The following is a 26,663-nucleotide window of genomic DNA, read 5'->3' as shown; positions in this document are numbered from 1 at the left end:
TTAAATTGTTTCGTCTCCATTTGGTACGATACAAAAAAGTTGATGTATTTTATCATCTCGAAAGTCCAAAGGAATTGATTCTTTGGTTTTATTGATACATTTATATCCTCTCTCTTTCCATTCCTCATCTTCTACTTCCATTTTAAATTTTCGAAAATTTGTAGAGAACCAAATCTCTCCCTTATCAGATAAAAATTTTGTGAGGAGTAATAAAAGAAGGTTTCGGTGTTTGGTTTGAACGTCCCACTCTTCGTACATTTTTTTACTGTTAGAAAAAGTAGGAGGATCTAGGAAAATTAAATCATATCGTTCGCGGTTAGTATTTTTTGCTTCGTCTTCTATCCATTTTAAAATGTCAGCATTAATGATTTGATGTTTGGGACTTTCAAATCCATTCTGTTTTAAATTACGGTATGCCCAATCACAATATGTTTTAGAAAGATCAATACTTTTTGTTTTCGAAGCTCCACCTGACGCAGCATAAACGGAAAAAGCCCCAGTATAGGAGAATAAATTTAAAACAGACTTATTTTTTGATTTTTCTTTTAACCATGATCTTGTGATTCGATGGTCTAAGAATAAACCAGTATCTAAGTAATCAGTTAAATTAATTTGAAATTCTAAATTTGATTCCTTTGTCCAAAAAAAATTACCTTCTATTGATAATTTTTCATATTGGTCTGAACCTTTTTGTTTTTTACGTTTTTTAAAAAATAACTGATCTTCAGGGATTTGAAATACGTTTGTGACAATGCGAACAATCTCTTTTAATCGAGCTTCATGGTCTGTTTCAACTTGGAATCGTAATGAACTTTTATCATATAGCACCAAACCGTTAGGATATCGATCCAAAATGCAAGGAACCTGAGGAATGTCTTCTGAATAAATTCGGTAACAATTGATATTCTCCCTTTTCGCCCATTTTTCACGTTCTTTCTTTAGTTTTCGTAGGCGATTTTCAAACATGATGAGGGCACCTAAGCCTCGTTCGGTCATATATTATTCCTTTATGCGAGGGTATTTTTACGTAGACTTCCCCGCCCTACTCGAGACTGGGTGGGGTTATCCACCCGCCACCCAATACGCTCCTACTACCATACCACCGCAAAAAAGTCCTCTTCAATTCAAGTTCGAGGATTTTTTTTTCAAATGAGTTCATGTTTTTGATTGGTTGGAAGGATCTCATTGAAAATAATGTCGGCTATATGTCCACAAAAGATACGACTTTCGTTTATTGTGATGGAAGCTCAAGAGGGAATCCCGGTCCCGCGGCAATTGGTGTTTCCTTTCAAAACAATGATGGTATTGAATTTCATTTTATTTCAGAAAAAATTGGGACTGCAACCAATAATGTTGCGGAGTGGAATGCCCTTTCACGTGGAATGGAAGATGCTATCAATCGAAATATCAAAAAAATTAAATTTCGATTGGACTCAGAACTTGTCGTTAAACAAATGAAAGGTGAGTATAAAGTAAAAAATAAAGACCTAATGGTCTTTAAAACAAAATGTGACCAACTAAAAAACTCATTTGAAAATTTTGAAATCCAATATATCCCTCGCGAACAAAATGCACGGGCGGATCAACTTGCCAATTTGGCACAAGATTCAAAAGAATGAAAAAGTGTTTAAAATTTTACATTTCCATTTTGATAATTCTTTTAAATCAATTTGGTTGTAAACCTTCTCCGACTAAACAGTTGGATCAATTACTTGAAGAAGGGACAATTTTTCAATCTGCCATTTTTTGTGAGAAAAACAAATCTCTACTTTCTGAAAGAGAAACAGAATGTGCAGAAGTTACCAAAAAAGTGAAACTAGAAATAGATTCGATCATTAGTCGGAAGTTAGATTTGGGAATTGCTCCTGTCATTGTCGAAAAAAACAAAGGTGCAGAAATTGAAGAATTCCTAAAAGTTCACACGCAAATGGGGATTCGTTATTGGGAAATCTGGAAATCCAACGTGATTTTAGAATAGACAATCTCTCCTATTCTAAGATAACCAATTTATATGGCTGGTGATCCTTCTCAAATACTCAAAAAAATCGGGCTTAAAGTAACTAAAAATAGAGAACAAGTTTTATCCATTTTACAAGGATCAACTAGACCACTCAACCACCAAGAAATCATGGAAAAACTTCCTAAGGAAGAATCCTGGGACCGAGTCACGATTTACCGCGCATTATCTGATCTAGAAGAAAAGAACCTTTTGAATTCACTTCATTCTACAGATCGAGTCACCTACTTTGAATTAAAAACGGATGGGAACCATGTTGTCTCTGCGGCTCATGGACATTTGATTTGCAATGTATGTGGGAAAATTGAATGTATCGACGATCCATGGAACGGTATGCCTTCTTCAAAACAACTAAAAGGATTCACTACAGAATCTGTTGAAATCGTTTTTAGAGGCAAATGTAGAAATTGCCAATAGACCTCTCATCATTAGTTCCATCACCACATAAAAAACATTTAGAAACAATCGACGCAGCTTTAAAAAAAGCTGGGTTTGAATGTTACCTTGTCGGTGGTTCCGTACGCGATTTGGTAATGAAAAAAATACCAAAGGAATATGATCTTACAACAAATGCAGAACCCAAAGATGTGAAAAAATTATTCAGAACAGTCATCGATACAGGAATCGAACATGGCACTGTCACTGTAGTATTAGATAAAGTAAACTATGAAATTACAACATATCGAATTGATAAAGATTATGTTGATGGAAGAAGGCCAGGTCATGTTGAGTTTGGTACAACTTTACATGAAGATTTAAAACGAAGAGATTTTACAATGAATGCTTTGGCATACGACCTTAAGTCATGTGAACTGATTGATGAACATGATGGTCTCGTTGATATCGAAAACAAAATCATTCGAACCATTGGCAATCCTATAGAGCGATTTACCGAAGACGGACTTCGTCCAATAAGGGCTTTAAGATTTGCAAGTACTCTAAATTTTAAAATCGAACCTGAAACAAAAAAAGCCATCCAACTCACAAAACATATCACAAAAAAAATATCTTTAGAACGTTTTCAGGATGAGATTTTAAAATCTTTTCTCGGTGAAAATCCTTCTGCAATGATTCGACTTTTGGCAGAAGAGAATTTATTCCAAGTTTTTTTACCTACATTGCCAAATGATCTGACTCCCAATGAAATCATTTTAGACAAACTCAATTATATACCAAAAGAATTGGTGGGAATGCAACTTTGCTTCGCATTTTATTCAATCTCTCCTGATATAAGTTTAAAAGAATTGGAAACCTATTTGCGTTCATTGAAATTTTCTGGACAAAATATAAAAGATACACTTCTCTTCTTCGAAATTTTACAAAAATGGATTCAAAATTCCGATAAATCTTCACTTTCAATTTACGATATCAAAAAAAATTATCTAGCGCCCGTTAAACGACATTTTAATTCTCGATATACATTGGATGAAACATTTTTCCAAAAGCTAAAACCCATATTTGAAGATGAAATTTCCCGGTTTGTTTCCATTTGGAATGATAATCCTCCCCTTTTACTTTCCGATTTGGCCCTGAATGGGAACCATTTGAGTGAAAATTTTCCCAATTTACCAAAAACAAAATTTGGAGAGGTGTTACATTTACTATTAGAATTGGTACTACATTCGCCTAAAGAAAATGAATTTCACAAATTAATCGCCCAATCTGCTGAAATTATAAACAATTTGTCCAAATAAAAAAATTTCAGTAACGATTGGTCCGGACAGATTGTTCTCTTTTTAATCATTTTTGACCATTTTTTCCTTTTTTTCCCTTTGAAACTCCAATGGTTTTGAATTTTCTTACGAAGCCTCTGACTTGGTATGTCAACCTGGTACACAACTTGCACATCAAGTTCACATAGGAGAAATGGCAAATGAGAAATAAATACACTCTATTGGCGACGATCGTTGCTACCTTATTTTCCCAGGCTTCCCTTTTTGCTCAGGCAAAAAAGGATAAAGATAAGCCTTGGTATGAGTTGGTAAATTTTTCCGGATATGTGGACGTATATTATAACTATACATCAAATAACCGGCAAGGGGCAACCCAAGATACAGCAGGAACATTTCACACTTACAACAAACAATTTGCTGTAAATGCTGTGAAACTCTCTATGGAAAAGTTAGCGGATAAAGAAAGCCCTTGGGGTTTTCGTTTGGATATGCAAAATGGACAGAACAACATGTACCAAGAGCGTCCTTACCAAACTACTAACTCTATTCATAATATGCAATTGTTACAACAAGCCTATGTTTCAGCTTACTTCCCTGTCTTAAAAGGATTAACTGTTGATGCAGGTAAGATGGCAACTCATATCGGATTGGAGTTACTTGATTCAAAAGATAACATCGCATATACGATTGGTTATGTGTTCTTTAACACAATCCCCTTCATTCACACAGGTGCTCGTGCAAACTTACAAATCAATGATCGCTTGTCTACAGGTCTTTATCTCTATAACAGCGCTCAAGGAACAGGATTCACTGGAAACGGACAACAATTCGGTTACGTAGGTCTTGCTCCTTATGGAGATGCGGCTGGTGGATCAAGTCTTACTAGCACTCAACAGCACGCTTATGCTGACGGTCCAAACCCAACAAGAGCAATCGGAACACAAGTTAAGTATGATGTGGTTCCTGATAAGTTTCAAGTTGTTTGGAACACGTTACAAGCTAACGATAACATCAAAGGTAGACAAGACAACGGTTTGTATTACCTAGAGCAAGCAACTGGAACATCTTTTCCAAAACAATCTGCTTTCAAAACAGACCATTGGATGATCCAAAACTTGATTCTAATCTTCAAACCAACTGATAAGTTAACAACAATCTTTGACTATACGTATGGTGACAGATCAGGTCAAACAAACACTGCAGCGTTCGGATACGAAGCTGGTGGAATCACAAAAAACAAGTTAGACGCAGCGTTACCAGGACTTGTTCCTGCATTACCGACTGAATTAACTTCTGCTGGTTTGACTGCTGATACTAACCTTTCTCGTGAGAACAGAGTTAGAAGAATCTACCAAACTTACCAAGTGCAAGCTAAGTATCAATTCACTGACTTCTTTGCCCTCGGTTTCCGTTTTGAGTATTTGGATGACAAACGTTACGGTGGATCACTCGTAGTAAACCCTCCTTTATTTGCTGTGACTCCTACAAACCGATATGATCTAAAATTCCAAGATTCAATTGGTGCGAGAGCAACTAGTAACTACGGTCAAATCAAAACATTGACGTTCACTCCGACATTTGATCTCACTGAAAACCTCCAAGTGAAAGTGGATCTAAGAAGAGATTGGGGTCCAGGACAACAATTCGTAGATACATCTGGAAGACCTGCGTCTCACCAAAACGGTATCATCGTTGGTATGGTAGCAAAATTCTAAGGAGATGAAAATGAATCAGAATAAAAGAAATTTGAAATCAAGTTTAATTGGAATCTCTTTGGCGCTCCTTCTTGCAACTGGTATGATAGGTTGCACAGAGTCCGGTGCTAAAAAAGAAGATGATCCAAGTATCATACTTTACTTGGCAAATAACCCAAATAGCTTCAATGAGGTCCAACGAATCTGTTTAGGAACTTACGCTGCAGCTAACTCTTGTGTGGGGGGAACTGAATTCTTCAACCCAGGATTAGGATGTGCATTAACTAAGTTAGAAGGTAAAACAGCTGATGATTTGAATGCATTAAAAGAATGTGTTCTTAAGAAAGTGAATGATGCAGTTCAACCTTGTAATTTACCTCAATTCACTTATGCTCTAGCGCAACAAGCCCTTGCTGGTGTTTTTGCTGCTTGCAATACCTCGTATACTACAGCTGCTGGTACAACAGTAGATTTGAAAGGATACTTGGTTTACTAATAGTTTCAACCAGTCAGGAGACGAACTCTCCTGACTATTTTCTTCTTTAACCCTCTAAACAGATTACTTTTAATTCCAATTTAGAGCAATACATTAAGTTTAAGGTTTTTTATGGTCTACTTTTTCAACAAAAGATCTTCTGAAAATCACCGTAATTTCTTTATCAGGTAATGACTCAGTATCAAACTTACTTACTGGACGTTTGTAAATCCAATACTCACGATCACCACCTCGTTTTACTTCGTCAGGATCACCGAGATACTCTTTTACAAAGTTTCCATTTTTACCAGGTAATTTATCTTTGATTTCCTTTCTTAACTTTAAACCAGCTAACTGTTCTTCAGTTAATTTTGCGAGTTCTTCATCTCGCCTTTGCTCATCTGATTGGATATCTTTTACAGAATTCGACATAAACTCTTTACACTTCTCTTCATCATGGAAGGTTTTCATGCAGTTTTCAAAGAGGTTATCTTGGTTTTTAACCTGTACAGTTTTTGCACATTGTAAAGATAAAACGATGATTGGTATTAGTAGGGATTGTTTCATAAATCCTCCGTAGTTCTTCTAGAAAATAAAATGATCAATATTTTGAAAATCAATTATCAGTACGAAATGAATTTGAATTTTAATTCGTCTTTAATAAGATAATGCGAGCATTTGATCTAAGCATTCTTTCGAAAATTTCTATCCAAAGCAGATTATTGTTATTCCCTTTACCACTCATTCTTTCCCTATTTTTTATTTTATACCTGCTTGTGACTTCTCAAAATGAAACTATCCATTTTTCCGAGAAAGAACAATTAGGTCTTGGTTTGATCAAACCGATTTCCTCAACCTATAAAGAAGGTTTAAAACGTCTCAAAATTGGACAAGAATCAACCAGAGATCTAATTCCAATTCTAAAAGAAATCAAAAAGGAAAGCGCAAAAACAGAAATCATTGAACCCAACTCAATCGAAATGGTCAACTTAGATCGGTATTCAAAATTGGAACATTTTGATCAAACCACAACCCTTCAATTTTTAAATGATCTACAAGAATTATTATTGAAGGTAGGAGACAATTCCAACCTGATTTTGGATCCCGAAGTTGACTCTTATTACCAAATGGAAATTGTTTTGTTTAGAATTCCTGCATTCTACCATAACATTGCGAATTTGAAAGAAATGATCCGCGATGAATATTTGGGATCAAATTCCAATTCAAAGGCTTTTTCAAATGCAAGTATTACAAAAGCGATCATCACGATTAATGGGATTGAAAATACTTGTAAAGAAATCAATAAAGCTTTTAAAAAATCATTTGAAGCAAATCAAAAATATACGCAAGAAATTGGTGACGCAAGCCATTTTGCAAAAGTGAATTGTGAAAATTATTTAAAAGATCTCAAAAATTCCATTACACGAAGCCAAAACAAACCCAATAATTCTGATGAATTCTTCACTGCGATTCACAAAGGCACTGAAATTGCAGACTTAATACAACAAAAATCACTTTTACTTTTGGAAAAAATGATAAGAGACAGAGTAGAGTTACTTTTGATCAAAAGGAATTTCAATATTCTATTAGTCATTATTTCTTTATCTATTTCAACAGTTTTTGTTTTTTTAATCTTTAGAAGTATCAACAAACCATTGATAACCGTACTCACTAAACTCAATGAACTCACTAGTGGAGAAGCTGATTTATCCAAAACATTACCAGATTTTGGAACTAACGAAATTGGTAAAATTGCAAAATCGATCAATTTATTCTTAGAAAATTTAAATCAAATCATGAATCAATTGAAAATATCTGTAAGTGAGTCTGAAAAGTTATCTAGCCAATTGAAAAATGATGCCATCTCAGTATCTGATAATGCATCATCCTTAGCTTCTATTTCAGAAGAATCTGCAGCATCTTTAGAAGAACTGACTACATCATTTGAAATTATGTTCGAATTCATTAAGAATGAAACCAAAAATATAGTCAACATTTCCGAGGAAATGGCAACAATCAAAGCTTCAATACTTAACATTGAATCTGCATTATTACAATTAACAAATCTAGCAAGTCATTCCACCCAACTTGCAAATTCAGGTAATTTATCTATTCGTAATACAGATACTACCATGACTGAAATTAGATCAGTTACGAAAGAAATCACAGGAATTGTAGATTTGATTACAGAAATTTCCGAAAGAACCAATTTACTTGCATTAAACGCAAGTATTGAAGCTGCTCGAGCAGGTGATGCAGGAATGGGATTTGCAGTTGTTGCAGAAGAAATTTCAAAACTTGCAGACAAAACTCAATCATCTGTTAAAAATATAAAGAGACTAATCGATAAGAGTCATGTTGTTGTGAACGAAGGTACCAATCATGTAATGGAAGCAGTCAATGCTCTTAGCGAAATCGTAGACCAATCAAATCGAATGAATTATGCCGTAAACCATTTAAAAGAAGAAATGACCACTCAATCTAATAGTTTGCTTAGTGTAACTAATGAACTAAACGGTCTCGAGGATATGGCAAGAACAATTGAATTTTCAAGTCGAGAACAAAAGAAAGCTTCCGAAGATATGGTAAACTCGGTCAACACATTATCTGGAAGTGCTCAAGAGCTTGCAAATAATTCTGAAGATTTGAACCAAGTAAGCTTAAAAATTAATGAGATTGCAACTAACATTGCTTTAATCGCCAACATATTTCATACTCATTAATCAATTAAATTTCTAATTCACCACCTAACGGATTTAATTTTAAATCCGGATTAACAAAAAACATTTGCCCAAAAATGGATTGCTTCCTTGTTTGGTCGTCATGTGCATTCATCTCAAAGTCAATCATGTTAAAAAATTCAGAATTTTCAAATTATTACTTTTTCTATTTTTTTGGTCCATATTGTTCCAATGTGAAAATACAAAAAAACAATACAGTCAAAAAAATCAGCTAACGAATATTCTATCTCTTCAAATTGCAAATGATTTAGCATATGCAATGAATTTACAATCATTGACAAAAATTCAAATTGGTACAATGCCAGACCACTCACCTGGCTCAGAGAATGATACTCAACCAATAATTAATTTAGGAAATAAGTTATTCAGGGATAAAAATTTATCTTCTAATCAAATACAAGCTTGTATCACTTGTCATCCGTTAGACGGTCGCTCAGCAGGAATGGATCGTCAATCGACATCAAGGGGTACTTTTGGTCAATTGGGGAGAAGAAACACACCGACTATATTGAACATTGGATTTTCTTCTATTATCTTTTGGGATGGTAGAAGGAATAATCTTTATGACCAAGCCATTGATCCATTTGTAAATCCATTGGAAATGTCATTAACATCAGAATCCGAATTACTCCAAAGGATACAAAATGATACTAGTTATGTAGATTTTTTTTCGAATGCATTTCCTGAAGATCCAAATATTAACCTTCATAATGTGAGAATCGCAATTTCTGCATTTGAACGAAGTTTGGTATCAAAATCTAGATTTGATGATTTTGTAAATGGAAATTTACTTGCTTTAAATCGACAAGAGTTAGAAGGACTAAATCTTTTCATAGATATCGGATGTTTAAACTGTCACTCTGGTTTTTCAATGGGAGGAAATAATTTTGCAAAACTAGAATCTCCTTCATTATACAATCCAAATGATTTTGGTAAATTTGAAGTTAGCGGCAATACAAACGATCGATATGTATTCAAAATTCCAAGTTTACGAAATGTTTCTTTGACACCTCCCTATTTTCATGATGGAAGTGTATCCACGCTTAAAGAGGCTGTTGAACGAATGAATGCGTACAACTTAAACAGAAACTTACGAAGCGCAGAAATCGAAATATTGATCGCATTTCTAAAAACCCTTTCAGATAAAACAAAATCAAATTAATTTGTTTGACGTAAAATCTGGTGGTGACAAATGTGTCCTTACCTTCAGGGAGGAAACAGGTGAAATTCCTGTGCTGACCCGCAACTGTGATGCATAAAACATAGCATAAACTATGTTAAGTGATAAGCCAGATCTTCCCCGCAATGTTTTCTCGTGGATTGGGAACTTTGCACACTTACAGAATTCTGTTCTAACAACAGATGATGTAAAGGGGCCCCGAAGGTAAACTCGGGGCACCCGTATGGAAATAATACTACTTACGTATCTAACGATAGATTTTAAGTTTTTTTGTCTTCGGACAAAGATAAATCTATTTCCAATTCGTGTTCCCCTAAATTCAAACCAAGATTTAGGAGAATCTCAGTGAAAACTTTACTAAAACTAACAATCGTCATGTTATCCGTGTTCATATTCATAGAATGCGCAGATAATGGCAAGGTAGACAAATCGGTAGCTGATAACAATTTAGTATTAGGCTTAATTAAAACAACTGAAGCATCTGCAAAAGAAGCTGGCCAAATTGAAATTAGAGGAACATTTTTTCAAGCTAGTTGTTCAGCGGGAACATGTAATACACCAGGATCCAATACAGTTTCTATCCAATCCAATTTTGGAACCACAACAGGATATTTATACGTTGATTATGTGAATGGTTCGGGAACTTCAACATATCGAGTAAACGCTGAAATTGTTGAATTTAGTAATGCAGAACGAGTTCTATATTACAAACCAAAAAATAGCGCTAACATTTCAGCTCTGATTTGGACCATTACATCTGAAAATGAAATTTTAATTTGTGATGTGTTTAACGGAAAATCTACGTTAGCTGAAACGAAAGCAGATCTATCATCTAGAAAAGCATCAGGAACTGTTTATACAACAAATCCGAAAGCTGCTGGTTGCAATGGTTCCTTCGCTTTCAATTTTTTAACTAGAACATTTTAATCACTATTATTTTGCCTTTATTCAATTGGGTAAAGGCAGAAGGGAGACTTTACGTGGGTCACATACATACAATATCAAAAATTTTTATTCTCTTATTCATAATGGTTAATTTACAATGTGCAGAGAAGGAAAAAAATAATGACCTTTTACTTACATTACTGGCAATGCCCAATGTTAACTCATCTTCAGTAGGTCCATGTCCACCAACGTCTCTTCCGACTGCAATTCCTATAGCAAATACAGTTGTCTCTGCCAATTCGACTGTGAGTGGATTTAATAATTCGTCAAAAGCAATTAATGGTATTTGTGGAGGTGGAGAATTTTCAGGATCGCTCGATGTATATGCATTAAATCTAACAGGTGCAGGTGCAAGTTTAATATTATCCTGGGCAGGGAAGACAGTAAAAAACGTAGCAGGTACTGATTTTATCATTTATGAAAATCCTTTTAAAGTTTCAGAAACGAGCGATCGTTATGCGTTTGATCCGATGGTAGTACATGTCTCTTTTAATGGGACAGATTATTGCGGATTTGATCTTAGTGGCTATAATCCAAGTGTTGCCGATAGCAATAAAATTACATCATGGCCAGGATTTGCAGGTCTAAGACCAGTTCTCTACAATATGGCAACAAAACCATACACTCTCGAAGAATTGTTTACGCCAATAGGAAGCGGTTTTTTGTTAGGTGGTGGGGATGGTTTTAATCTTGATGATTTGATTATAGGTGGACCCGGCACCAATTGTGACGCTACTGCTCGTACAAATATCCAAACAAATGGTTTCAGATTTATAAGAATGGTATCGGCAGAAGCAATTACCAATCCAAATACTGGTTCTGGATACGTTTATCCCCATTCTTATAATAATGGACCTGATATTGATGGAGTGGTAGCCAGATCTGTTGAATGATCAAAAATCTTTATCCTTAAATCATCTGAAATCACAAACTCAGGTAATTAAAAGTGTAATGTTAACAAGAAAATATGGTTAAATCAATTAAAAATGACAAGTCCAACTTTCAATCTAGAAAGTAATTTCATACAGTATCTAGAACTGGACTTATCATTTTAAAAATTCAGATAAACTAAATTTATTTCTTCCTGCGACTTGACCTTCTTTCTGATCCACCACCAGAACTTGTCGTAGAAGAAACTTGAGGTTTAGTTTTGTTGGATTTTACTTCATTTCCAAACATGTCCACTTCTGCTCGTTGTTCTTGACCTATTTTTTTATATTCTTTCGGTGAAGTATCATTTTGGTTTCGATCTGATTCTGTAACTTCTATCTTTAGTAAAAAAGAAACGACTTCATTTTTTAAATTGTCTACCAACTGATCGAACATCTTAAAACCTTGCAGTTTGTATTCGATTAATGGATTTTTTTCACCATAACCAACAGTCCAAATCCCTTCTTTTAAATGGTCCATTGCATAAAGGTGTTCTTTCCATCTATGGTCTAAAATGTCTAAGAAAACATTCCTTTCAATTGATCTCCATATTTCTTCACCAATCGAAGATACTTTATAATCATAAAGTTCTTTTACAAGTTTTGAAACAACTTCGAATACCTTCAATTGTGGGTTAGACTCTTTTTTGAAATCTTTGGATTCTACTTTATGATCAATTCCTAAACTTTGTAACCATTCATTTAAAGAATCTATTTCCCAAGCGTCAGCATTGTTACCTTCACAATATAAGATCACTTGATTTTCTACAACTTCATCAAAGAAGTCAAAAACGGTTTTGGACATATTTCCTTTATCTAAAAGTTCATTCCGTATTCCGTAAATATATATCCTTTGACGATTCATCACATCATCATACTCTAACAAGTGTTTTCTGATATCGAAGTTATGGCCTTCCACTCGTTTTTGTGCACGAGCAATTGCATTGGAAACCATACTATGCTCAAGCTCTTGTCCTTCTGGCATTTTTAGAGTGTCCATAATGCGAGCGATACGATCTGAACCAAAAATCCTCATCAAATCATCTTGCAATGATAGATAAAATCTAGAAGAACCTGGGTCACCTTGCCGCCCAGACCTTCCTCGAAGTTGATTGTCGATTCTTCTAGATTCATGTCGTTCTGAACCGATGATATGCAAACCACCTGCACTTATCACGAAATCATGATCAACTTTCCATTTTTTTGCATCATCTAATATTTTGATGCATTCTTTTTTGATTGTATCATTACGGACGTCTGAAATTTTTCCTTCTGCCTCATCAAACTTTTGTTTGATTAAACTTTCACGAAAACTATAAATCACTTCTAATTCTTCTTTGTTTTTAATACCTAATGAATCACATTTATCATCTAATTTCTCTAAATCATCTTTATACTTTGGTGCACCACCAAGTACAATATCCGTTCCCCTTCCCGCCATATTGGTTGCAATCGTAATGGTTCCAGGTTTACCAGCATTGGCAACAATTTCAGATTCTCTTTCATGTTGTTTGGCATTTAATACGTTATGTTGGATTCCATGAGAAAAGAGAAGTTTTGATAATACTTCAGATTTTTCAATTGAAATCGTACCAACTAACACAGGTTGCTTTCTTGAAACTTTTTCTTGGATATCCTTTACAACTGCATCAAACTTTTCACGTTCTGTTTTGTAAACGCGATCAGGCATATCTTGGCGTTGAATTTTTAAGTTTGAAGGGATGACTATCACATCTAAATTATAGATTTTTTTGAATTCTTCTGCCTCAGTATCAGCTGTCCCTGTCATACCTGCTAATTTTTTATAAATTCGAAAATAGTTTTGGAATGTAATCGATGCCAATGTTTGGGATTCACGTGCGATCGGAACGCCTTCTTTTGCTTCTAATGCTTGGTGAAGACCATCCGAATAACGCCTTCCCTTCATAAGTCGACCTGTAAATTCGTCGACGATAATGACTTCACCATCTTGCACTACATAATCTTTATCTTTATAAAAAATCTTATGCGCTTTGAGAGCCTGTTGTACGTGATGAACAAGTTCAATATTTTCTGCGTGGTATAAATTTTCGACATCTAATAATTTTTCCACATGGTGAACACCAGCTTCCGATAAAATTACATTTTTTGCTTTTTCATCAATTTCGAAGTCTTCGCCTTCAATTAATTTTGGAATGATTTTGTTTACCTTTAGGTATTTGTCCGTCGACTCTTCTGCGGGACCTGAAATAATCAATGGTGTTCTTGCTTCATCGATAAGAATAGAGTCAACCTCATCCACAATAGCAAAGTTATGTTGTCTTTGCACTCGGTGCTCTTTATAACTCACCATATTATCTCTTAAATAATCAAACCCAAACTCATTATTTGTTCCATATGTGATATCTGAATTATAGGCAACTTTACGTTCTTCATGATCCATATCATGTTGGATGACACCAACAGATACTTTCAAAAATTCAAAAACTGGACGCATCCAATTCGCATCCCTCTTCGCCAAATAGTCATTAACCGTAACTACGTGAACACCTTCTCCCGAAAGTGAATTAAGATAAATTGGCAGAGTAGAAGTTAATGTTTTTCCTTCACCCGTTTTCATTTCAGAAATATTTCCCCAATGTAAGGAAATACCTCCCATCATTTGCACATCAAAATGACGCATTCCCAAAGTTCTATAAGCAACTTCTCTAACAGTTGCAAATGCTTCTGGCAAAATATCATCGAGAGTTTCACCGTTTGCCAACCTTTCTTTAAACTTTATAGTTTGAGATGACAAGGTTTCATCATCCATTGCTTTGATAGTAACTTCAAAAGAATTGATTGCTTCTACGATTGGATTGAGTCTTTTTAAGTCTCTTTCGTATTTGCTACCGAATAAAATGGTTAAGATTTTTTGAAACATGTTTTGTCCGTTATAAATTTATAATATTGCGAAATAATATTTTTGCACTTTCTTCCATTATTTTTTGTTTGGGTTCTAAATCTGAAAAATCGCCAGTGCCTTTTGCGATAAATTCATTATGTACATTTTGCCAAACCTGTAACATTCCGAGTGTAGGTTCTAAATGGGTTTGGAATGCGAAAATTTTGTTTTTGTAGGAAAACATTTGATTTGCATAAAATTCACTTGCGAGCAGATGTTCTGCGCCGACCGGGATATCAAATATGTCTTCGTGCAAATGGAATGCTAAAATGGATTCGCTATTTATCCCTTTAAAAACTGGATGTTCGGGTTTTAATATTTGTAATTCAGAAAAACCTGTTTCTGGGCCTTTTGTACCTGGCCTCACATTTGCACCTAACGCACGCGCTATGATCTGCGAGCCCAAACAAACTCCAATTAATTTTTTATTGGATAGTGCCGCTACATTTTCTACAATTTCATAATAAGGTTTAAAAAAGTCCTGTTTGGTTGGATCGGCAACTGATTGCGGTCCACCTAACATCACAATCAAATCAAAATTCAAATGGATCTCCGGCATTAAATGCACTCGTGAATCATATGCGTTATGGTAACTGACTCTATAACCTTTTTCTCGCAATATTGGTTCGATGATACCAGGTCCTTCACAGTCTATGAATCGAATGATCACTGCTCTCATATAGATTCCATTCCAAATTGATATCGAAAAAAATTGAACTTTGGATCTTTCTCAATTGATTCTTTGTTCGAAAGTTCAGAGATAGAGCCCAAAAAATTATAATATAATCTAAGTGGTTTTGTTTCAAATAAAAGTGTTTCTGGAGTTCCAGTCACAAGTCCACCCTCTTTGACCCGAAATGGTTTTTTCATAAACACTATCGGAACTTGGATGTTTCGGTTTTTGATCTCTAAATTCATCCTTTCTTTGGCTAGCTGATACACTTGACCAAACGGAAGTTCATCGGTGATATCGGGAACAATTTGATAAGGGTCTACAACCATAAATAAAACTTTGTTCGGAAATTTGTTTTGGATTTCGGAATGAAGTAAGTTCAGTGCTGGGATTTCTTTCCAACAGGGTACACAATCGGGAGAGTAAACATTCAATGCAATTTGGTCTTTTTCAAGGTTGGCAAAGATAATTTCTTCCCCAGAAGCCGAAACACCAACAAACGTCCCTTCTCCGAAGTAGGAAGATTTCGCAGGGGCGCAACTAATGAGACATAAACTAATAAATAAAATGAGGGAGGCTTTCATAAATCCCATAAATTGGACGGTCCTTCCCCATGGTTTGGACTAGGAGAACGTCTGTAAAGTCCGTTTTCGAACTTTCCCTTGACATCTGACCCCCATGCCCCAATCTGGTCTAACGTTCCACTCACTCCCCCAGGAATTTATAAAAAATGAGCCAATCACAGAAAGAAGATTTTGATATCGTATCCTTAATAGAACTTTGCCGGGAAAAGAAATACGAAACATGTGTGGCCGGCTTTAGTGCGATCGATAAAATCGAAAAAATCACCCTTCCTAAAAAATTGAAAAACCGTAAACTTACGGTGCAAGCACTTTACGCTTTAACAAATGATATGGTGCAATGGAAATACCTTTCTTCAGAAGAAAAGGCACAACTCCAAGCCGAAAAAGACAAACTTGCTGGAGTCACTTCCACTGCAGGGACTTCATTTGCTCCTCATGCAGAAGAAGATATCGAAGAAGATTTCATTCCAGAAGAAGAAGCTAAAAAACCAGAATTTGAAGATGGTTATGAAGATGAATTCGGCGATGATACAGAAGAGGAAGAAGACGATGAGGATGATGACTTCGACGACGACTCTGACGATGATGACGATGCCGATGAGGAAGAAGAGGATTAGAGGTTAGTCCCATCCCTCTACTTCCCATTTTCCAAAACAACCTTCTCTATAACTTCCAAACATCCGAAACATTTTATCTACACTCAAAAGTCTCCCCTGAAAAGGAGGCGTTTCGTTTTTTAAGCCAAATCAAATCCGATACAATGCCAATTGTATTAGGGATAGGGGCTTTGCATTCCATTCGTGCTTTATTGGAATCTCCTTCTTCCCATACCCACTTTTTGTTCTGGGAACCATTATCCGAAATTTACGATTTACCGGCCTTCCAAAATGAAACAAAGGAACTGATTCAAAAAGCATCTTCGAAAGGTATCTCTTTATTCGTCATCACTGGAAAATCTCCTAACTGGTTAGAGATCAAACAAAATTTGATCGAATCTTCCTCCTCACATCAAATTAAAAATTTAACTTGGACCATTTACGAAACACCGAGTTACGAACGTTTGTTCCCAGAATTGGTGAAAGAATGTAAAAATCAATTCCTCTCTCAATTTAGTTCACAATCTACCAATGAAAATACAATCCATCATTTTCGTAAACTTTGGACTCATAATTATTTAAAAAATAAACTGAATGTAAAATTGAACCAGATGGATATTCATTGGTTTCAATCTTTTTCATCAGACCAACCTAACGTTTTATTTTTAGGCGCAAGTCCAGGCCTCGAATTAGATATTGAAAAAATAAAAATCCAACGCCAAAACTGGACTTTATTTGCAAGTGATACTTCAGTTGGATTTTTATTAGAAAATGAGATAACACCAGACTATATTGTTTCTTTTGATTCAGGAAGAGGGACTGTATTTCACTTTTTACTCGATATTCCTAAAGATATTCCCATCATCACTTGGTTAGGTGGCTCTCCCTATTTATTTGAATTACCAAATCCAAAAATTTTGGTTAATACTGGTCATCCTTTGGATCAAATCATTGCATTTCTCTTTCAATCCGAAAAAAATATGGATTGGCCTCATTACCAAAACCCAAGTTTAAATTTATTCGGAATGGTATTATCTATCACTAGTGGAATTCAAGGTCGAAATTTTGCGATGAGCGGTGTGAGTTTTATAACAGAACAAGGGAAATCACATTGTAAGGCGACAGGGTATGAAAGGTATTATGAACCCCAAATTAATAGAAAAAAGAGTTTAGAATATTTCACCAAACGTCTGTACTCTGGTGTCAGAAAAGGAAAAAATCAAGTCGTTTGGGAGGAAGTATTAACTTCAAAACAGAAAGCAAAAATTCAAATGTTTAGCGAGTTAACAGCATTCACTACAAACATAGAATCCAAAAAGTCAACCTTCGTCTCGTTTCAGGGTTTTCCCCCAAAGAATTCGGATTTGGCAAAGTGGGCCAACCAAGACCAATCCGGCATCATCCATTCAAAAACCCTCAACACTTGGTTGCGGTTTTCACCAGGTTAAGCTCCGAATAGAATTGGTATTTCTTGTAAATTCCATTCAGCTCGTTCGCGATTCGCAGGAATTCGATCATAATCTTTTGTTTTTTTGGTTTTTCCCTTAGGCCTTCTCTCTAAGTCCTCTATGATTTTTTCTAATCGTTCTTCCATCATCAAATGCAAATTCATTTGGTCTAACATATCCATTCTGTTTTCCTCCACAGATGAATACAGAGTATCATTGGGCATGGACAAAATAGAATCCACTTTGGAAAAAAATATCAATTGCCTCCAAAAGAATTTAAATTATAAGAGTGTTACGGGAATCATCGTTTGTGAATTTTAAAGATATCATTTCTCAATTAGAAACTTCCAAAGAATCAAGAATCAATTTTTATTTTGTTACAGAAGAACAAAATCAGGAGATATACGCATTACTTGTCCATGTAATGGGGTATATGGACAAATTATATTTAGTGGAAGTTATTTTCACTGTCCTTAAAGAACTCCTCATGAACGCAAACAAAGCCAATGCAAAACGCGACTACTTCAGTCGTGAGAAATTGGACATCCAAAACGCCACTGATTATGCAAAAGGAATGTCAAGGTTCCAAGAAAATATCATCATGAAGTGGAATGAACAATTAGATCGGTTAGATGGCGGTAATTATTACATCAGTTTGCTTATGAAAGTGGAAGATAAATCCATTCATTTTGCCGTTGAAAATAACGCTCCGATCACAAAAGAAGAATTGGCCCGGGTCAATCGCCGGATCGAAGTCGCTAAGAATTATAATGACCTTTCTGATGCTTTCACCGATGTTTCCGATAGTACTGAGTCGGCAGGATTAGGGTTAGTACTCATCCAATTATTATTAAAAAATTCCGGGATCGGTTCTGATAAATTTAAAATTTTCACAAATGATAAGATAACGCGCGCTACACTCTCTGTACCTGATGTTACAACTCCTGTGGAAATCCAAACAAGTCTCAAAACCAAATTACTCAACGAAATTGATGGCCTGCCACCTCTCCCACATTCATTGACCAAAATCATCCAACTCTGCAATAATCCAGATTCAGATCTCCATATGATTTCACAAGAGATCGAAAGAAATCCAGCTTTGTCTGCTGATTTACTCAAACTTTCCAACTCCGCTTTTTTTGCAAACCGCAGCCAAGTGAGTTCTATCTTACAAGCAGTGAAAGTTGTTGGTTTAAAAAACCTACGGAACCTTCTCTATGTATCGGGTGTTCGCAAGATTATGGATGGCCAATACGGCAAAATGATGGATGTTTGGGAACATTCAAGTCGTTGCAGTTATTATGCACGTTACCTTGCGACAGAAAATAATCATACCAATAAAATAGCTGATATCATTGCCGTATGCGCTCTGTTACATGATATTGGAAAATTTTTATTACTTTCAGTCGATCGTGGTTTTTTCAAAAAAATTGAAACTTATCAAAGAGGTGTTGATTCAGGAAACTCAACTCTCTTAGAAGAAATGGCCATAGGGCTCAGTCACCCGCAATTAGGGGCATTACTTGCTGAAAAATGGGAGTTCCCACAAGACTTACGTGTGGCAATTGAATACCATCATAAACCATTTTTGGCTCCACCGGAACTTAGAGATTTAGTCGAAGTCATTTATATGGCCAATATGATGGCTGACTTCCATGAACAGAAAAAAGGTTTTTATGCCATTGACAAAAACCTTTTATCAAAGTTTAATTTAGACAACATCGATGTGTTCTCCGCAGCTGTGAATAAGGTAGAGGTACTGTACAAAAAAACGAATGAGTGAAGTGATCCGTTTTGATTCCGTTTCGTTCATTCGCAATGACAAAACTATCTTACAAGACATTCAATTTTCACTCAGCCAAGGAGAATCTTTGGCCATCATAGGCCGAAATGGTGCTGGGAAAACCACTCTCATCAATCTACTGTTTGGTTACCTTTGGCCTACAATAGGCACTGTTTCAGCGTTTGGAGAAACTTATGGCGAAACTCCGATGGCTCCCTTACAAAACAAAATGGGTATTGTCCAACCAGGCCACCAAGAAACCCTTTTGCAAAGGCTAAGTTGTTTGGAAATGGTATTAACGGGTGTTATTGGAACATTGGGTTTGTATAAAGAACCTACACCAACACAAACAAAACTCGCAATAAACTTACTAAACACAATTGGTCTGGTCCATAAAGCAGACCAAGCCTACAATACCCTATCTTCTGGGGAAAAAATGAAGGTTTTATTATTACGTGCGTTTGGTGAAGGTAAAGAGTTACTTATCCTAGATGAACCAACTGCCGCTCTGGATTTGACTGCAAGAATTGATTTTGTGACTTCTCTCTCATTATTGAAAAATAGAAATCCAAATCTGACTCGGATTCTCATCACACACCGAATCGAAGAAATCCCTGAGGATTTTCACAAAATCCTTTTGTTAAAAGAAGGAAAGGTATTAGCCTTTGGAGAAAAAAAATCTGTTTTCACCGATTCTAATCTTTCAAACCTATATGACCTCAACCTATCGGTAAGCGAAAAAAAAGGACAGTTTCATATCACTGTCCTTTCTCATTAGAAATATTCTCTCACCACCAAACATGGCCAAATGATAAGAGTGTATCAGCTTTTGTTTACTGATACATTGATCTTTCGATAAAGTTCGTTGCTTGGCAACTTCCCGTTCCTACATCAGTGATGGATTTGTCTTGTGCGATACAGAAAAGTTTCCACCAACGATTGGAATGGTTAGGCCCAATGGAATAGTTTCTCACTTCACCAACACTTCCTTTGAACACTCTTACAGTAGCTCCTGAGATTCCCATACTTGCTTCCCCAGACCAGTTATACACACTGTAGTAACGATTTGGTTGGTTCCAAATGGAACCTTGGACAGTAATGGTTTCTGGACCGTAACCTGTAGTGATATCATAATCCAAACTTCCATTCCCACCACCGAGAGGAGTTTTATTATTCCATACAATCCTATCGTTAGCTTGGTTTCCATATTGCATGTGGGAATCTAAATCTCTCGGTTTTGCTCCCCAAGTGAGAACCACACGCATCTCGTTATCTCCTAATATTGGAGTGACCAAGATGTTTTGGTTAGCTGGAGTTTCGGATCCAGCTGAGACAACAGTTTTGTATGTCGTAGAATAGTTTTCTTGGATAGATGTACAATTCCCACGTTTTCCTGCTCCCGATACTTCTAAAGTATAGTTACCTGGAGGTACAGATGGGATGGCATACGATCCATCAGTTGATGTTTTGACAGATGGAATTGTCACACCGTTCGCATCAATTGCATAAGGGCCCGACTTCACATTGACACCTGGCCGTATACGAGCAGTTAGGTTACAAACTCCAGTATTGTAGAGTGCAGATAATGCTCGTCCCGATATGGTTCCACTGGTTTGGCTACCAGGGACAAAGGTAATGATATCGAAATTGGTTGTGACATCAGCTTGGATGTCCACAATCCCTTCCACAGTTTGGTATCCTGCTGACACAAATCGAATTTTCCAACGACCTGCATTGATATTAAAGATCGTATACTGGCTTGCATTGGAGAAAACAGTTGCCCCTGTTGCGATTGAAGATGGTTGCACCCCAACCGATGGGCGAACTGTCCCACCATTAGGATCTACGATTTCTAATGAATACGTTCCTAGGAAAGCAAATCCACCAGGTGTTCGCACAGATCCTGATAGGTGACCACGTCCATCATTGGTAATCACAGGTGTGTTCACAACAACAGTCCCACCGCTAGATCCTACTTCGACTGGGAAATAAGTAGTGATCCCATTTTTTTCTACGCGTAAGTGATAAGAACCTGGAGAAAGGAAAGTAAAACTATAACTTCCGTTTGCTTGTGATGTGACAGATCCGATGACTTGGTCATTTCCAGCTGTTCTAACGGAGGAAACAGTACAATTTGGAGAATCAAATGCACCCGAACAGTCTCTCTTCACATCCGGAGTGAAATTTCCACCTACCAATCGTCCAAGAGTGATAGTAGCTCCACTCACAACCGAAGTGGACACTGCATCCGTAACAACACCAGTGACAGTTGCCCTTGCACTATGAAGAACAACACCATTCAAATGAAAGATCACTGGATTTGATGCATACAAATTAGTTGCCACTGTAGACGTGTCAACTCGTAGGCTATTCGAAGATAAATAACTCAATTGGTAGGATGGTGCAACACGATCTACCACTATGATTTGGTAGGAACTTTGACGGAAATTATATTCAGTTCCACCAATGATGTCAACTGGTGCAGTATTGTCATTGGCACGCGCTACACTCGGAGAATTCGAAAGAGTGGTGGCTGAACCTGTACCCAATTGGTAAAGTGCATAAGTAACCCTTCCAGCATCATCATTGGTAAATGGTGCTGGTAATACTTGCGGAAGAGTCACAACATAAGATCCACCTCCAAAACTAAACTGTCCCGATGAGGTTGTTGTAATGTGAACAAGGGACGCACCTGTATCGTTTGTATTCCCTAACATCACAACATACAAACCTGATTGTGTCGTATGAGTTGAGTTAGCTGTAGGTGCATTGTCACGAACTGAAATCGAACCAGCAATTTGTGAGCGAGTGGCAATCGAAGTCATAGAAATGGTTCCCGCATTATATGTTGCGCCGTTCAAACTAACTTGCAAAGGATTAGCGGAACAAGGTGCTGCATTATTTCCACAATAGTTTTCAAAACCAGGTGCAGAGATATAGTATGCCCAAAGCCCACTGGCACCAAGGAAAGATACTTCTTTGGTAGTTGGATTCACCTCATACATTTTGTTTGCATAGGTTTGGTAAGCCCACGGGCCTGTACCTTGCACTGAAGACAAACAAGATGCCGATGGATTCACAGCACAGGAACATACCGAACCGGTAGGGTTTAAAGCACAATTGGTTCCTGCAACGACACTTAAAGATTCCAAAATCCAAAGTTTGATCGCATTACCTAAAATTGGATCATCTTTCAGGTATACAATGTTCGATGGTGGTTGATTTGATGATGGTCGAACGTTAATGACAGCGCCAGGAATATGATTGTTGTTTGCATCTTTGACATACCCAACGACTAAGGAAGGTTTTGCAACAATTAGGATAGGATCAAGTAATGTGATCGATTTGGTTCCACCATTTGGAGCTGCTGAGAACAAAAAAGATTGAGTGGTTGTATAAAAGGAAGGGTTCGAAACTTCTAAATAATAGACACCGTTAGTGAGTTCAAATCCTTCGATCGAAAAATTACCATTCCCAGTGATTTGTACTGTTTGTAACACAGCACCATGTTCATTTTTTAGTTTGATGGTAAAAACAGAAGACTGGTCGCTTGAAAGGGCCCCATTTCTAATCACACCAGAAAGTAAAAGATCACTTTCCGTTGCGGCCATCCATGGCAAACTCGTGATACCTAAATCAACAACTGCAACTGTATTTGGATTGGTTCCTGGAAACGTAAAATGTACAGATTCTTGGATAGTGGCAAAAGGTTGTCCAGAAACCTCAACCGAATCACCAACATACACAATCGTATAATTCCCGTTAGGGAGAGGGTTGATCGAAATTACATATTGTCCATTGGCGTTGGTGACTCCTGTTCCTACCGTATTACCATTGGAATCAACAATGTTTACAACAATGCCAGCCACAGGTCCAGCTGGAACATTCACTCCATCTCCTGAAAATCCAGGACTTGTGACAACTCCTGTAAATTGAGCAGGGCCTTGTGCATAATACATTCTTTCCGCAAGTAAATTACCTACGTTAACAAGGGTGTAAGGAGTTTGTGTCGGGTCGTAAACGTAAGAAAAATCTTGGTAAGTATAATTTAAACCATAACCGGTGTTAATGAGAACTCGGTAATTATTATTTGGAAGGTCAGATAAATCAAAAACAAAACTTCCATTGGCTTCTGCATATTTTGACGCAACAAGTGTACTGACTTCACCATTAGCAACTTCGATGCGTACAGAAATTAAAGTAAGATCCACGCAAGCGGGCGCAGATGGAGCTCCAGGATTGCCACAAACAACATTCGCAGGTACACCTGCAACAACTGGGACAATGGAACCTATGACCCGAGCGGGACCATGATTTGGTACTTCTTGTTCGGATTCATTATTTGGAACTTCTTCGGGATCAGTCACACCGACAGAACCGCCAGGTGGTGGGAGAGGGACTCCATTCGAATCAGGTGGGAGTTCCGTTTGATCATTGTTATCCGACACGGCTCCGCCAGTACCCAATAACAACCAAAACGGCATTGATTTCTTTTTACGAGAACAACCTACAAAAACAATAGAAATGAGAACGAGAATGGTGAAGAACCCTCGAACGCGCATAGACTTACCCTCTAATCAAATTCGCTTTGTGACGAAACCGTCACTTCCTTTCAAATCGCTTCGGGAAATTCCTAAGAACTCCCAAAGTGTACCATTTGTAGTTTGTTTCCGTACACAAAGCAAATCTTTTTTAGGGGTATCGGAGAAAAATTTCGTTTTTTACACCTTTTGAGGGAAAATTAGACAGGAAAACGAATTTCGATTGCCCATTCCTTTCTGAAACAAAGCCTATTCTTAGCAAATATGTGGGATTCTTGGCTTTCGGTCGGCGGGTGGAAATTGCTCATGATCCCATTTACATATGGGTTTGTGGGTTGGGTGACCAATTGGTTGGCTTTGAAAATGACTTTTTACCCCATCCAATTTATTGGTTTCCCACCCTACTTAGGTTGGCAGGGCATTATTCCAAGAAAAGCACACAAAATGGCGAGTAAATCTGTGGATGTGATCACAGAACGCCTACTCAATATCAAAGAAGTATTTCTAAAAGTAGATCCAAAAAAAGCAGAAACTGTATTTTTACCTGCACTCGACTCTAGCATTCGTTATACGATCAAAGAATTTTCGGATAGTCTTGATCCTAAACTTTGGGACATCATTCCTGACTTGGTAAAGGAAGAAATTTACCATAAAGTTAGGAGAGAAAGTGGAATCACCATTCGCAAGGTAATTAAAAAACTCCAAGCGGATATTGATTCTTTATTCGATGTGAAAGCATTAGTTTTAAAGAAATTATCTGGCAGTAACGTAAGTTTGGTGGTAGAGCTCTTTCAAGAGGTTGGTGCCCCAGAGTTCAAATTCATTGAACGTTCAGGTTTTTATTTTGGATTTTTACTTGGACTTATCCAAATGGTCTTTATGATTTTTTTTCCATTATCTTGGACACTCCCCATCCAAGGAGTGATCGTAGGTTATTTAACGAATTACCTGGCACTTGAAATGATCTTTCGACCACTTATTCCCAAAAAAGTATTGGGATTTTGGACTTACCAAGGATTGTTTTTAAAAAGGCAAAACGAAGTTTCTAGGTTATACGCAAAACTTGTGAGTGAAAAAATTCTCACACCTAAAAATATCCTCTCGGAACTTATTTTTGGAAAAGCTTCAAAAGAAATCATCGATATCATTCGCAATGAAGTGAGTGGTCATGTGGACACAGTTACTTTCCTTGCAAAACCTGCCTTATATGCAACAGGCAAAATTAATGAATTTGATGCTGCCAAAGAAAGAATTTCAGTCGCAATGGCAGACAATGCAATTGAAAATGCATTCCATCTTGAAGCATATTTAGGAGAATCGTTACAAATAGAGAAGATGATGGGTGACCGAATGTCAGCCCTTCCTCCAAAAGAATTTGAATCTATTTTACGATCTGCCTTCCAAGAGGATGAAATGTTACTCATCCTAGTTGGTGCAGCTCTCGGTGCACTTGTGGGTTGGTTCCAAATGGTATTTATTATATGACAAAAACAATCCTCATCACAGGTGGAAGCGGAGTTCTTGGCAAGGCATTGATTGGCAAATTAATTCCAGATTACAAAATCATTGCCATTGGAACAAACCATTCCCATTTTCCTGAAAACATTCGCCATCATAAACATTTTAAGTTTTACGAACGCGATTTAAAAAATCTAAATGATTTGAGTGATTTGAACATTAAAGAACCAATCGATTTGGTTTTACACCTAGCAGCTGTTGTTTCAGGGGCAAAAGTAGATGAAGCCACTTATTACCAAATCAATGTAAATGCAACCAAACAACTAGTGTCATTTGCAATCCAAAAACAAATTCCACATTTTGGATTTGTGAGTAGTATATCTGTTTATGGTTCAAAAGAAACGGAATTAACACTGCATAGCGAGCGGTTTGGGAAAACCATTTATGCAAAAACAAAAGCTTTAGCCGAGGATTTTATTTTCCAAAGTGGGCAAAACTATTCGGTGATCCGACTCGCAAGTATTTATGGAAAAGGTACTAAAAGTTTTATCTCAAAATTAAAGTCTCTGATGAAACGAGGGGTGTACCCAAAAATCCCACCAACTCGAAAAAAATCGATCTTACATATCGAAGATGCCACGGAAGCGATTTATCTTTGGACCAAACATTGTTTTGCTGGAAAAAAACCAGAATCCCTCTATGTCTTTTCACATCCAGAAGCGGTAACTATCGAAACTGTAATTCGGACCTTCCAAGATTTAGGGATCACCAAAAAAAGACAATTGCCAATTCCTGTCACAGGGTCTTGGTCCAAACTCATCGACATTTTATTTCGCATGATCAGTTGGATCCGTAAAAAACCCTTTCATGGTTCCCCACTCCAACCTTTACTCGAATCCGTTGCGATTTATGATGCCGGTTCCTGGGAAAAGATTGGATATTTTCCAAAATCAGATTTACGAAAAGGATTACTCGACTATCAATAATGATAGGATGATTGGCC

General features: G+C 36.7%; 23 protein-coding genes and 1 riboswitch. Of the genes, 16 read left to right on the top strand and 7 right to left on the bottom strand.

Annotated elements, in window-relative coordinates:
- Window positions 1-996: a class I SAM-dependent methyltransferase gene (locus EHQ43_RS05985; RefSeq protein WP_135753220.1), complete on the bottom strand. Its 996-nt coding sequence runs from the start codon at window positions 994-996 to the stop codon at window positions 1-3.
- A 209-nt stretch (window positions 997-1,205) separates the two neighbouring features.
- Between EHQ43_RS05985 and EHQ43_RS05980 the strand changes: the two genes are divergently transcribed.
- The 6 genes from EHQ43_RS05980 (at window position 1,206) to EHQ43_RS05955 (ending at window position 5,880) form a co-directional block, all read left to right on the top strand.
- A complete protein-coding gene (locus EHQ43_RS05980) occupies window positions 1,206-1,619 on the top strand; it encodes a ribonuclease HI family protein (protein WP_135739667.1) in 414 nt (137 codons plus the stop codon).
- On the top strand, window positions 1,616-1,978 hold the full coding sequence (locus EHQ43_RS05975; RefSeq protein ID WP_135770364.1) for a hypothetical protein: 363 nt from the start codon (window positions 1,616-1,618) through the stop codon (window positions 1,976-1,978). The genes EHQ43_RS05980 and EHQ43_RS05975 overlap by 4 nt, the downstream gene beginning before the upstream one ends.
- Window positions 1,979-2,011: 33 nt before the next feature.
- Window positions 2,012-2,434 carry a Fur family transcriptional regulator gene (locus EHQ43_RS05970; protein ID WP_135739669.1) on the top strand — a complete coding sequence of 141 codons (423 nt, stop codon included), beginning with the start codon at window positions 2,012-2,014 and terminating at the stop codon, window positions 2,432-2,434.
- Entirely contained in the window at window positions 2,425-3,711 is a 1,287-nt protein-coding gene (locus EHQ43_RS05965) for a CCA tRNA nucleotidyltransferase (RefSeq protein WP_135770363.1), read from the top strand. The genes EHQ43_RS05970 and EHQ43_RS05965 overlap by 10 nt, the downstream gene beginning before the upstream one ends.
- 179 nt (window positions 3,712-3,890) lie before the next feature.
- The gene (locus tag EHQ43_RS05960; RefSeq protein WP_135770362.1) at window positions 3,891-5,405 is read left to right on the top strand and encodes an outer membrane beta-barrel protein; all 1,515 of its coding nucleotides are present in this window, start codon (window positions 3,891-3,893) and stop codon (window positions 5,403-5,405) included.
- A gap of 4 nt (window positions 5,406-5,409) precedes the next feature.
- The gene (locus EHQ43_RS05955) at window positions 5,410-5,880 is read left to right on the top strand and encodes a hypothetical protein (RefSeq protein ID WP_135770361.1); all 471 of its coding nucleotides are present in this window, start codon (window positions 5,410-5,412) and stop codon (window positions 5,878-5,880) included.
- 99 nt (window positions 5,881-5,979) lie between these two features.
- On the opposite strand, the gene EHQ43_RS05950 is transcribed toward EHQ43_RS05955, so the two are convergent.
- Entirely contained in the window at window positions 5,980-6,426 is a 447-nt protein-coding gene (locus EHQ43_RS05950) for a hypothetical protein (RefSeq protein WP_135753225.1), read from the bottom strand.
- A 101-nt stretch (window positions 6,427-6,527) separates the two neighbouring features.
- Here EHQ43_RS05950 and EHQ43_RS05945 point away from each other — a divergent pair, with 101 nt between their 5' ends.
- The 4 genes from EHQ43_RS05945 to EHQ43_RS05930 all read left to right on the top strand — a co-directional run bounded on the left by EHQ43_RS05945 (window position 6,528) and on the right by EHQ43_RS05930 (window position 11,618).
- On the top strand, window positions 6,528-8,582 hold the full coding sequence (locus EHQ43_RS05945; protein WP_135770360.1) for a methyl-accepting chemotaxis protein: 2,055 nt from the start codon (window positions 6,528-6,530) through the stop codon (window positions 8,580-8,582).
- Window positions 8,583-8,859: 277 nt separating this feature from the next.
- Window positions 8,860-9,762 (top strand): cytochrome-c peroxidase, encoded by a 903-nt coding sequence (locus EHQ43_RS05940; RefSeq protein ID WP_244242658.1) that lies wholly within the window; start codon window positions 8,860-8,862, stop codon window positions 9,760-9,762.
- Window positions 9,763-9,766: 4 nt separating this feature from the next.
- Window positions 9,767-9,919: riboswitch (cobalamin riboswitch) on the top strand.
- A gap of 206 nt (window positions 9,920-10,125) precedes the next feature.
- The gene (locus tag EHQ43_RS05935; RefSeq protein WP_135770358.1) at window positions 10,126-10,707 is read left to right on the top strand and encodes a hypothetical protein; all 582 of its coding nucleotides are present in this window, start codon (window positions 10,126-10,128) and stop codon (window positions 10,705-10,707) included.
- A 101-nt stretch (window positions 10,708-10,808) separates the two neighbouring features.
- A complete protein-coding gene (locus EHQ43_RS05930) occupies window positions 10,809-11,618 on the top strand; it encodes an LIC_13355 family lipoprotein (protein WP_135770357.1) in 810 nt (269 codons plus the stop codon).
- Between the two features lie 181 nt (window positions 11,619-11,799).
- Here the strand turns inward: EHQ43_RS05930 and secA are convergent, their stop codons facing one another.
- Genes secA through EHQ43_RS05915 form a run of 3 tightly spaced genes read right to left on the bottom strand, consistent with a single transcriptional unit; the run spans window position 11,800 to window position 15,834 of the window.
- Entirely contained in the window at window positions 11,800-14,556 is a 2,757-nt protein-coding gene (gene secA, locus EHQ43_RS05925) for a preprotein translocase subunit SecA (protein ID WP_135770356.1), read from the bottom strand.
- A 10-nt stretch (window positions 14,557-14,566) separates the two neighbouring features.
- The gene (locus tag EHQ43_RS05920) at window positions 14,567-15,256 is read right to left on the bottom strand and encodes a type 1 glutamine amidotransferase (RefSeq protein WP_135770355.1); all 690 of its coding nucleotides are present in this window, start codon (window positions 15,254-15,256) and stop codon (window positions 14,567-14,569) included.
- Window positions 15,253-15,834 (bottom strand): TlpA family protein disulfide reductase, encoded by a 582-nt coding sequence (locus EHQ43_RS05915; protein ID WP_244242657.1) that lies wholly within the window; start codon window positions 15,832-15,834, stop codon window positions 15,253-15,255. The genes EHQ43_RS05920 and EHQ43_RS05915 overlap by 4 nt, the downstream gene beginning before the upstream one ends.
- A gap of 146 nt (window positions 15,835-15,980) precedes the next feature.
- Here EHQ43_RS05915 and EHQ43_RS05910 point away from each other — a divergent pair, with 146 nt between their 5' ends.
- Together EHQ43_RS05910 and EHQ43_RS05905 are read left to right on the top strand one after the other, a co-directional pair.
- Window positions 15,981-16,451: a DNA primase gene (locus EHQ43_RS05910; RefSeq protein ID WP_135739681.1), complete on the top strand. Its 471-nt coding sequence runs from the start codon at window positions 15,981-15,983 to the stop codon at window positions 16,449-16,451.
- Window positions 16,452-16,594: 143 nt separating this feature from the next.
- The gene (locus EHQ43_RS05905) at window positions 16,595-17,878 is read left to right on the top strand and encodes a 6-hydroxymethylpterin diphosphokinase MptE-like protein (RefSeq protein WP_135770354.1); all 1,284 of its coding nucleotides are present in this window, start codon (window positions 16,595-16,597) and stop codon (window positions 17,876-17,878) included.
- On the opposite strand, the gene EHQ43_RS05900 is transcribed toward EHQ43_RS05905, so the two are convergent.
- On the bottom strand, window positions 17,875-18,054 hold the full coding sequence (locus EHQ43_RS05900) for a hypothetical protein (RefSeq protein ID WP_244242656.1): 180 nt from the start codon (window positions 18,052-18,054) through the stop codon (window positions 17,875-17,877). The two genes, EHQ43_RS05905 and EHQ43_RS05900, sit on opposite strands and share 4 nt — an antisense overlap.
- A gap of 134 nt (window positions 18,055-18,188) precedes the next feature.
- Here EHQ43_RS05900 and EHQ43_RS05895 point away from each other — a divergent pair, with 134 nt between their 5' ends.
- A complete protein-coding gene (locus EHQ43_RS05895) occupies window positions 18,189-19,661 on the top strand; it encodes an HDOD domain-containing protein (protein ID WP_135739683.1) in 1,473 nt (490 codons plus the stop codon).
- A complete protein-coding gene (locus EHQ43_RS05890; RefSeq protein WP_135753231.1) occupies window positions 19,654-20,439 on the top strand; it encodes an ABC transporter ATP-binding protein in 786 nt (261 codons plus the stop codon). Before EHQ43_RS05895 ends, EHQ43_RS05890 begins: the two co-directional genes overlap by 8 nt.
- 55 nt (window positions 20,440-20,494) lie before the next feature.
- On the opposite strand, the gene EHQ43_RS05885 is transcribed toward EHQ43_RS05890, so the two are convergent.
- Window positions 20,495-24,223 carry a Cna protein B-type domain protein gene (locus EHQ43_RS05885; protein ID WP_135770353.1) on the bottom strand — a complete coding sequence of 1,243 codons (3,729 nt, stop codon included), beginning with the start codon at window positions 24,221-24,223 and terminating at the stop codon, window positions 20,495-20,497.
- A 285-nt stretch (window positions 24,224-24,508) separates the two neighbouring features.
- On the opposite strand from EHQ43_RS05885, the gene EHQ43_RS05880 reads away from it, so the two are divergent.
- Complete coding sequence (locus tag EHQ43_RS05880; protein ID WP_135770352.1) at window positions 24,509-25,687, top strand: DUF445 domain-containing protein; 1,179 nt, start codon at window positions 24,509-24,511, stop codon at window positions 25,685-25,687.
- Window positions 25,684-26,646, top strand: a complete 963-nt coding sequence (locus EHQ43_RS05875; protein ID WP_135770351.1) for an NAD-dependent epimerase/dehydratase family protein — start codon at window positions 25,684-25,686, stop codon at window positions 26,644-26,646. Before EHQ43_RS05880 ends, EHQ43_RS05875 begins: the two co-directional genes overlap by 4 nt.
- Window positions 26,647-26,663 lie beyond the last annotated feature (17 nt).

It is taken from the genome of Leptospira bouyouniensis, from assembly GCF_004769525.1.
In the GTDB taxonomy this organism is placed as follows: Bacteria; Spirochaetota; Leptospiria; order Leptospirales; family Leptospiraceae; genus Leptospira_A; species Leptospira_A bouyouniensis.
This window is presented reverse-complemented; position numbering and strand designations above follow the sequence as displayed.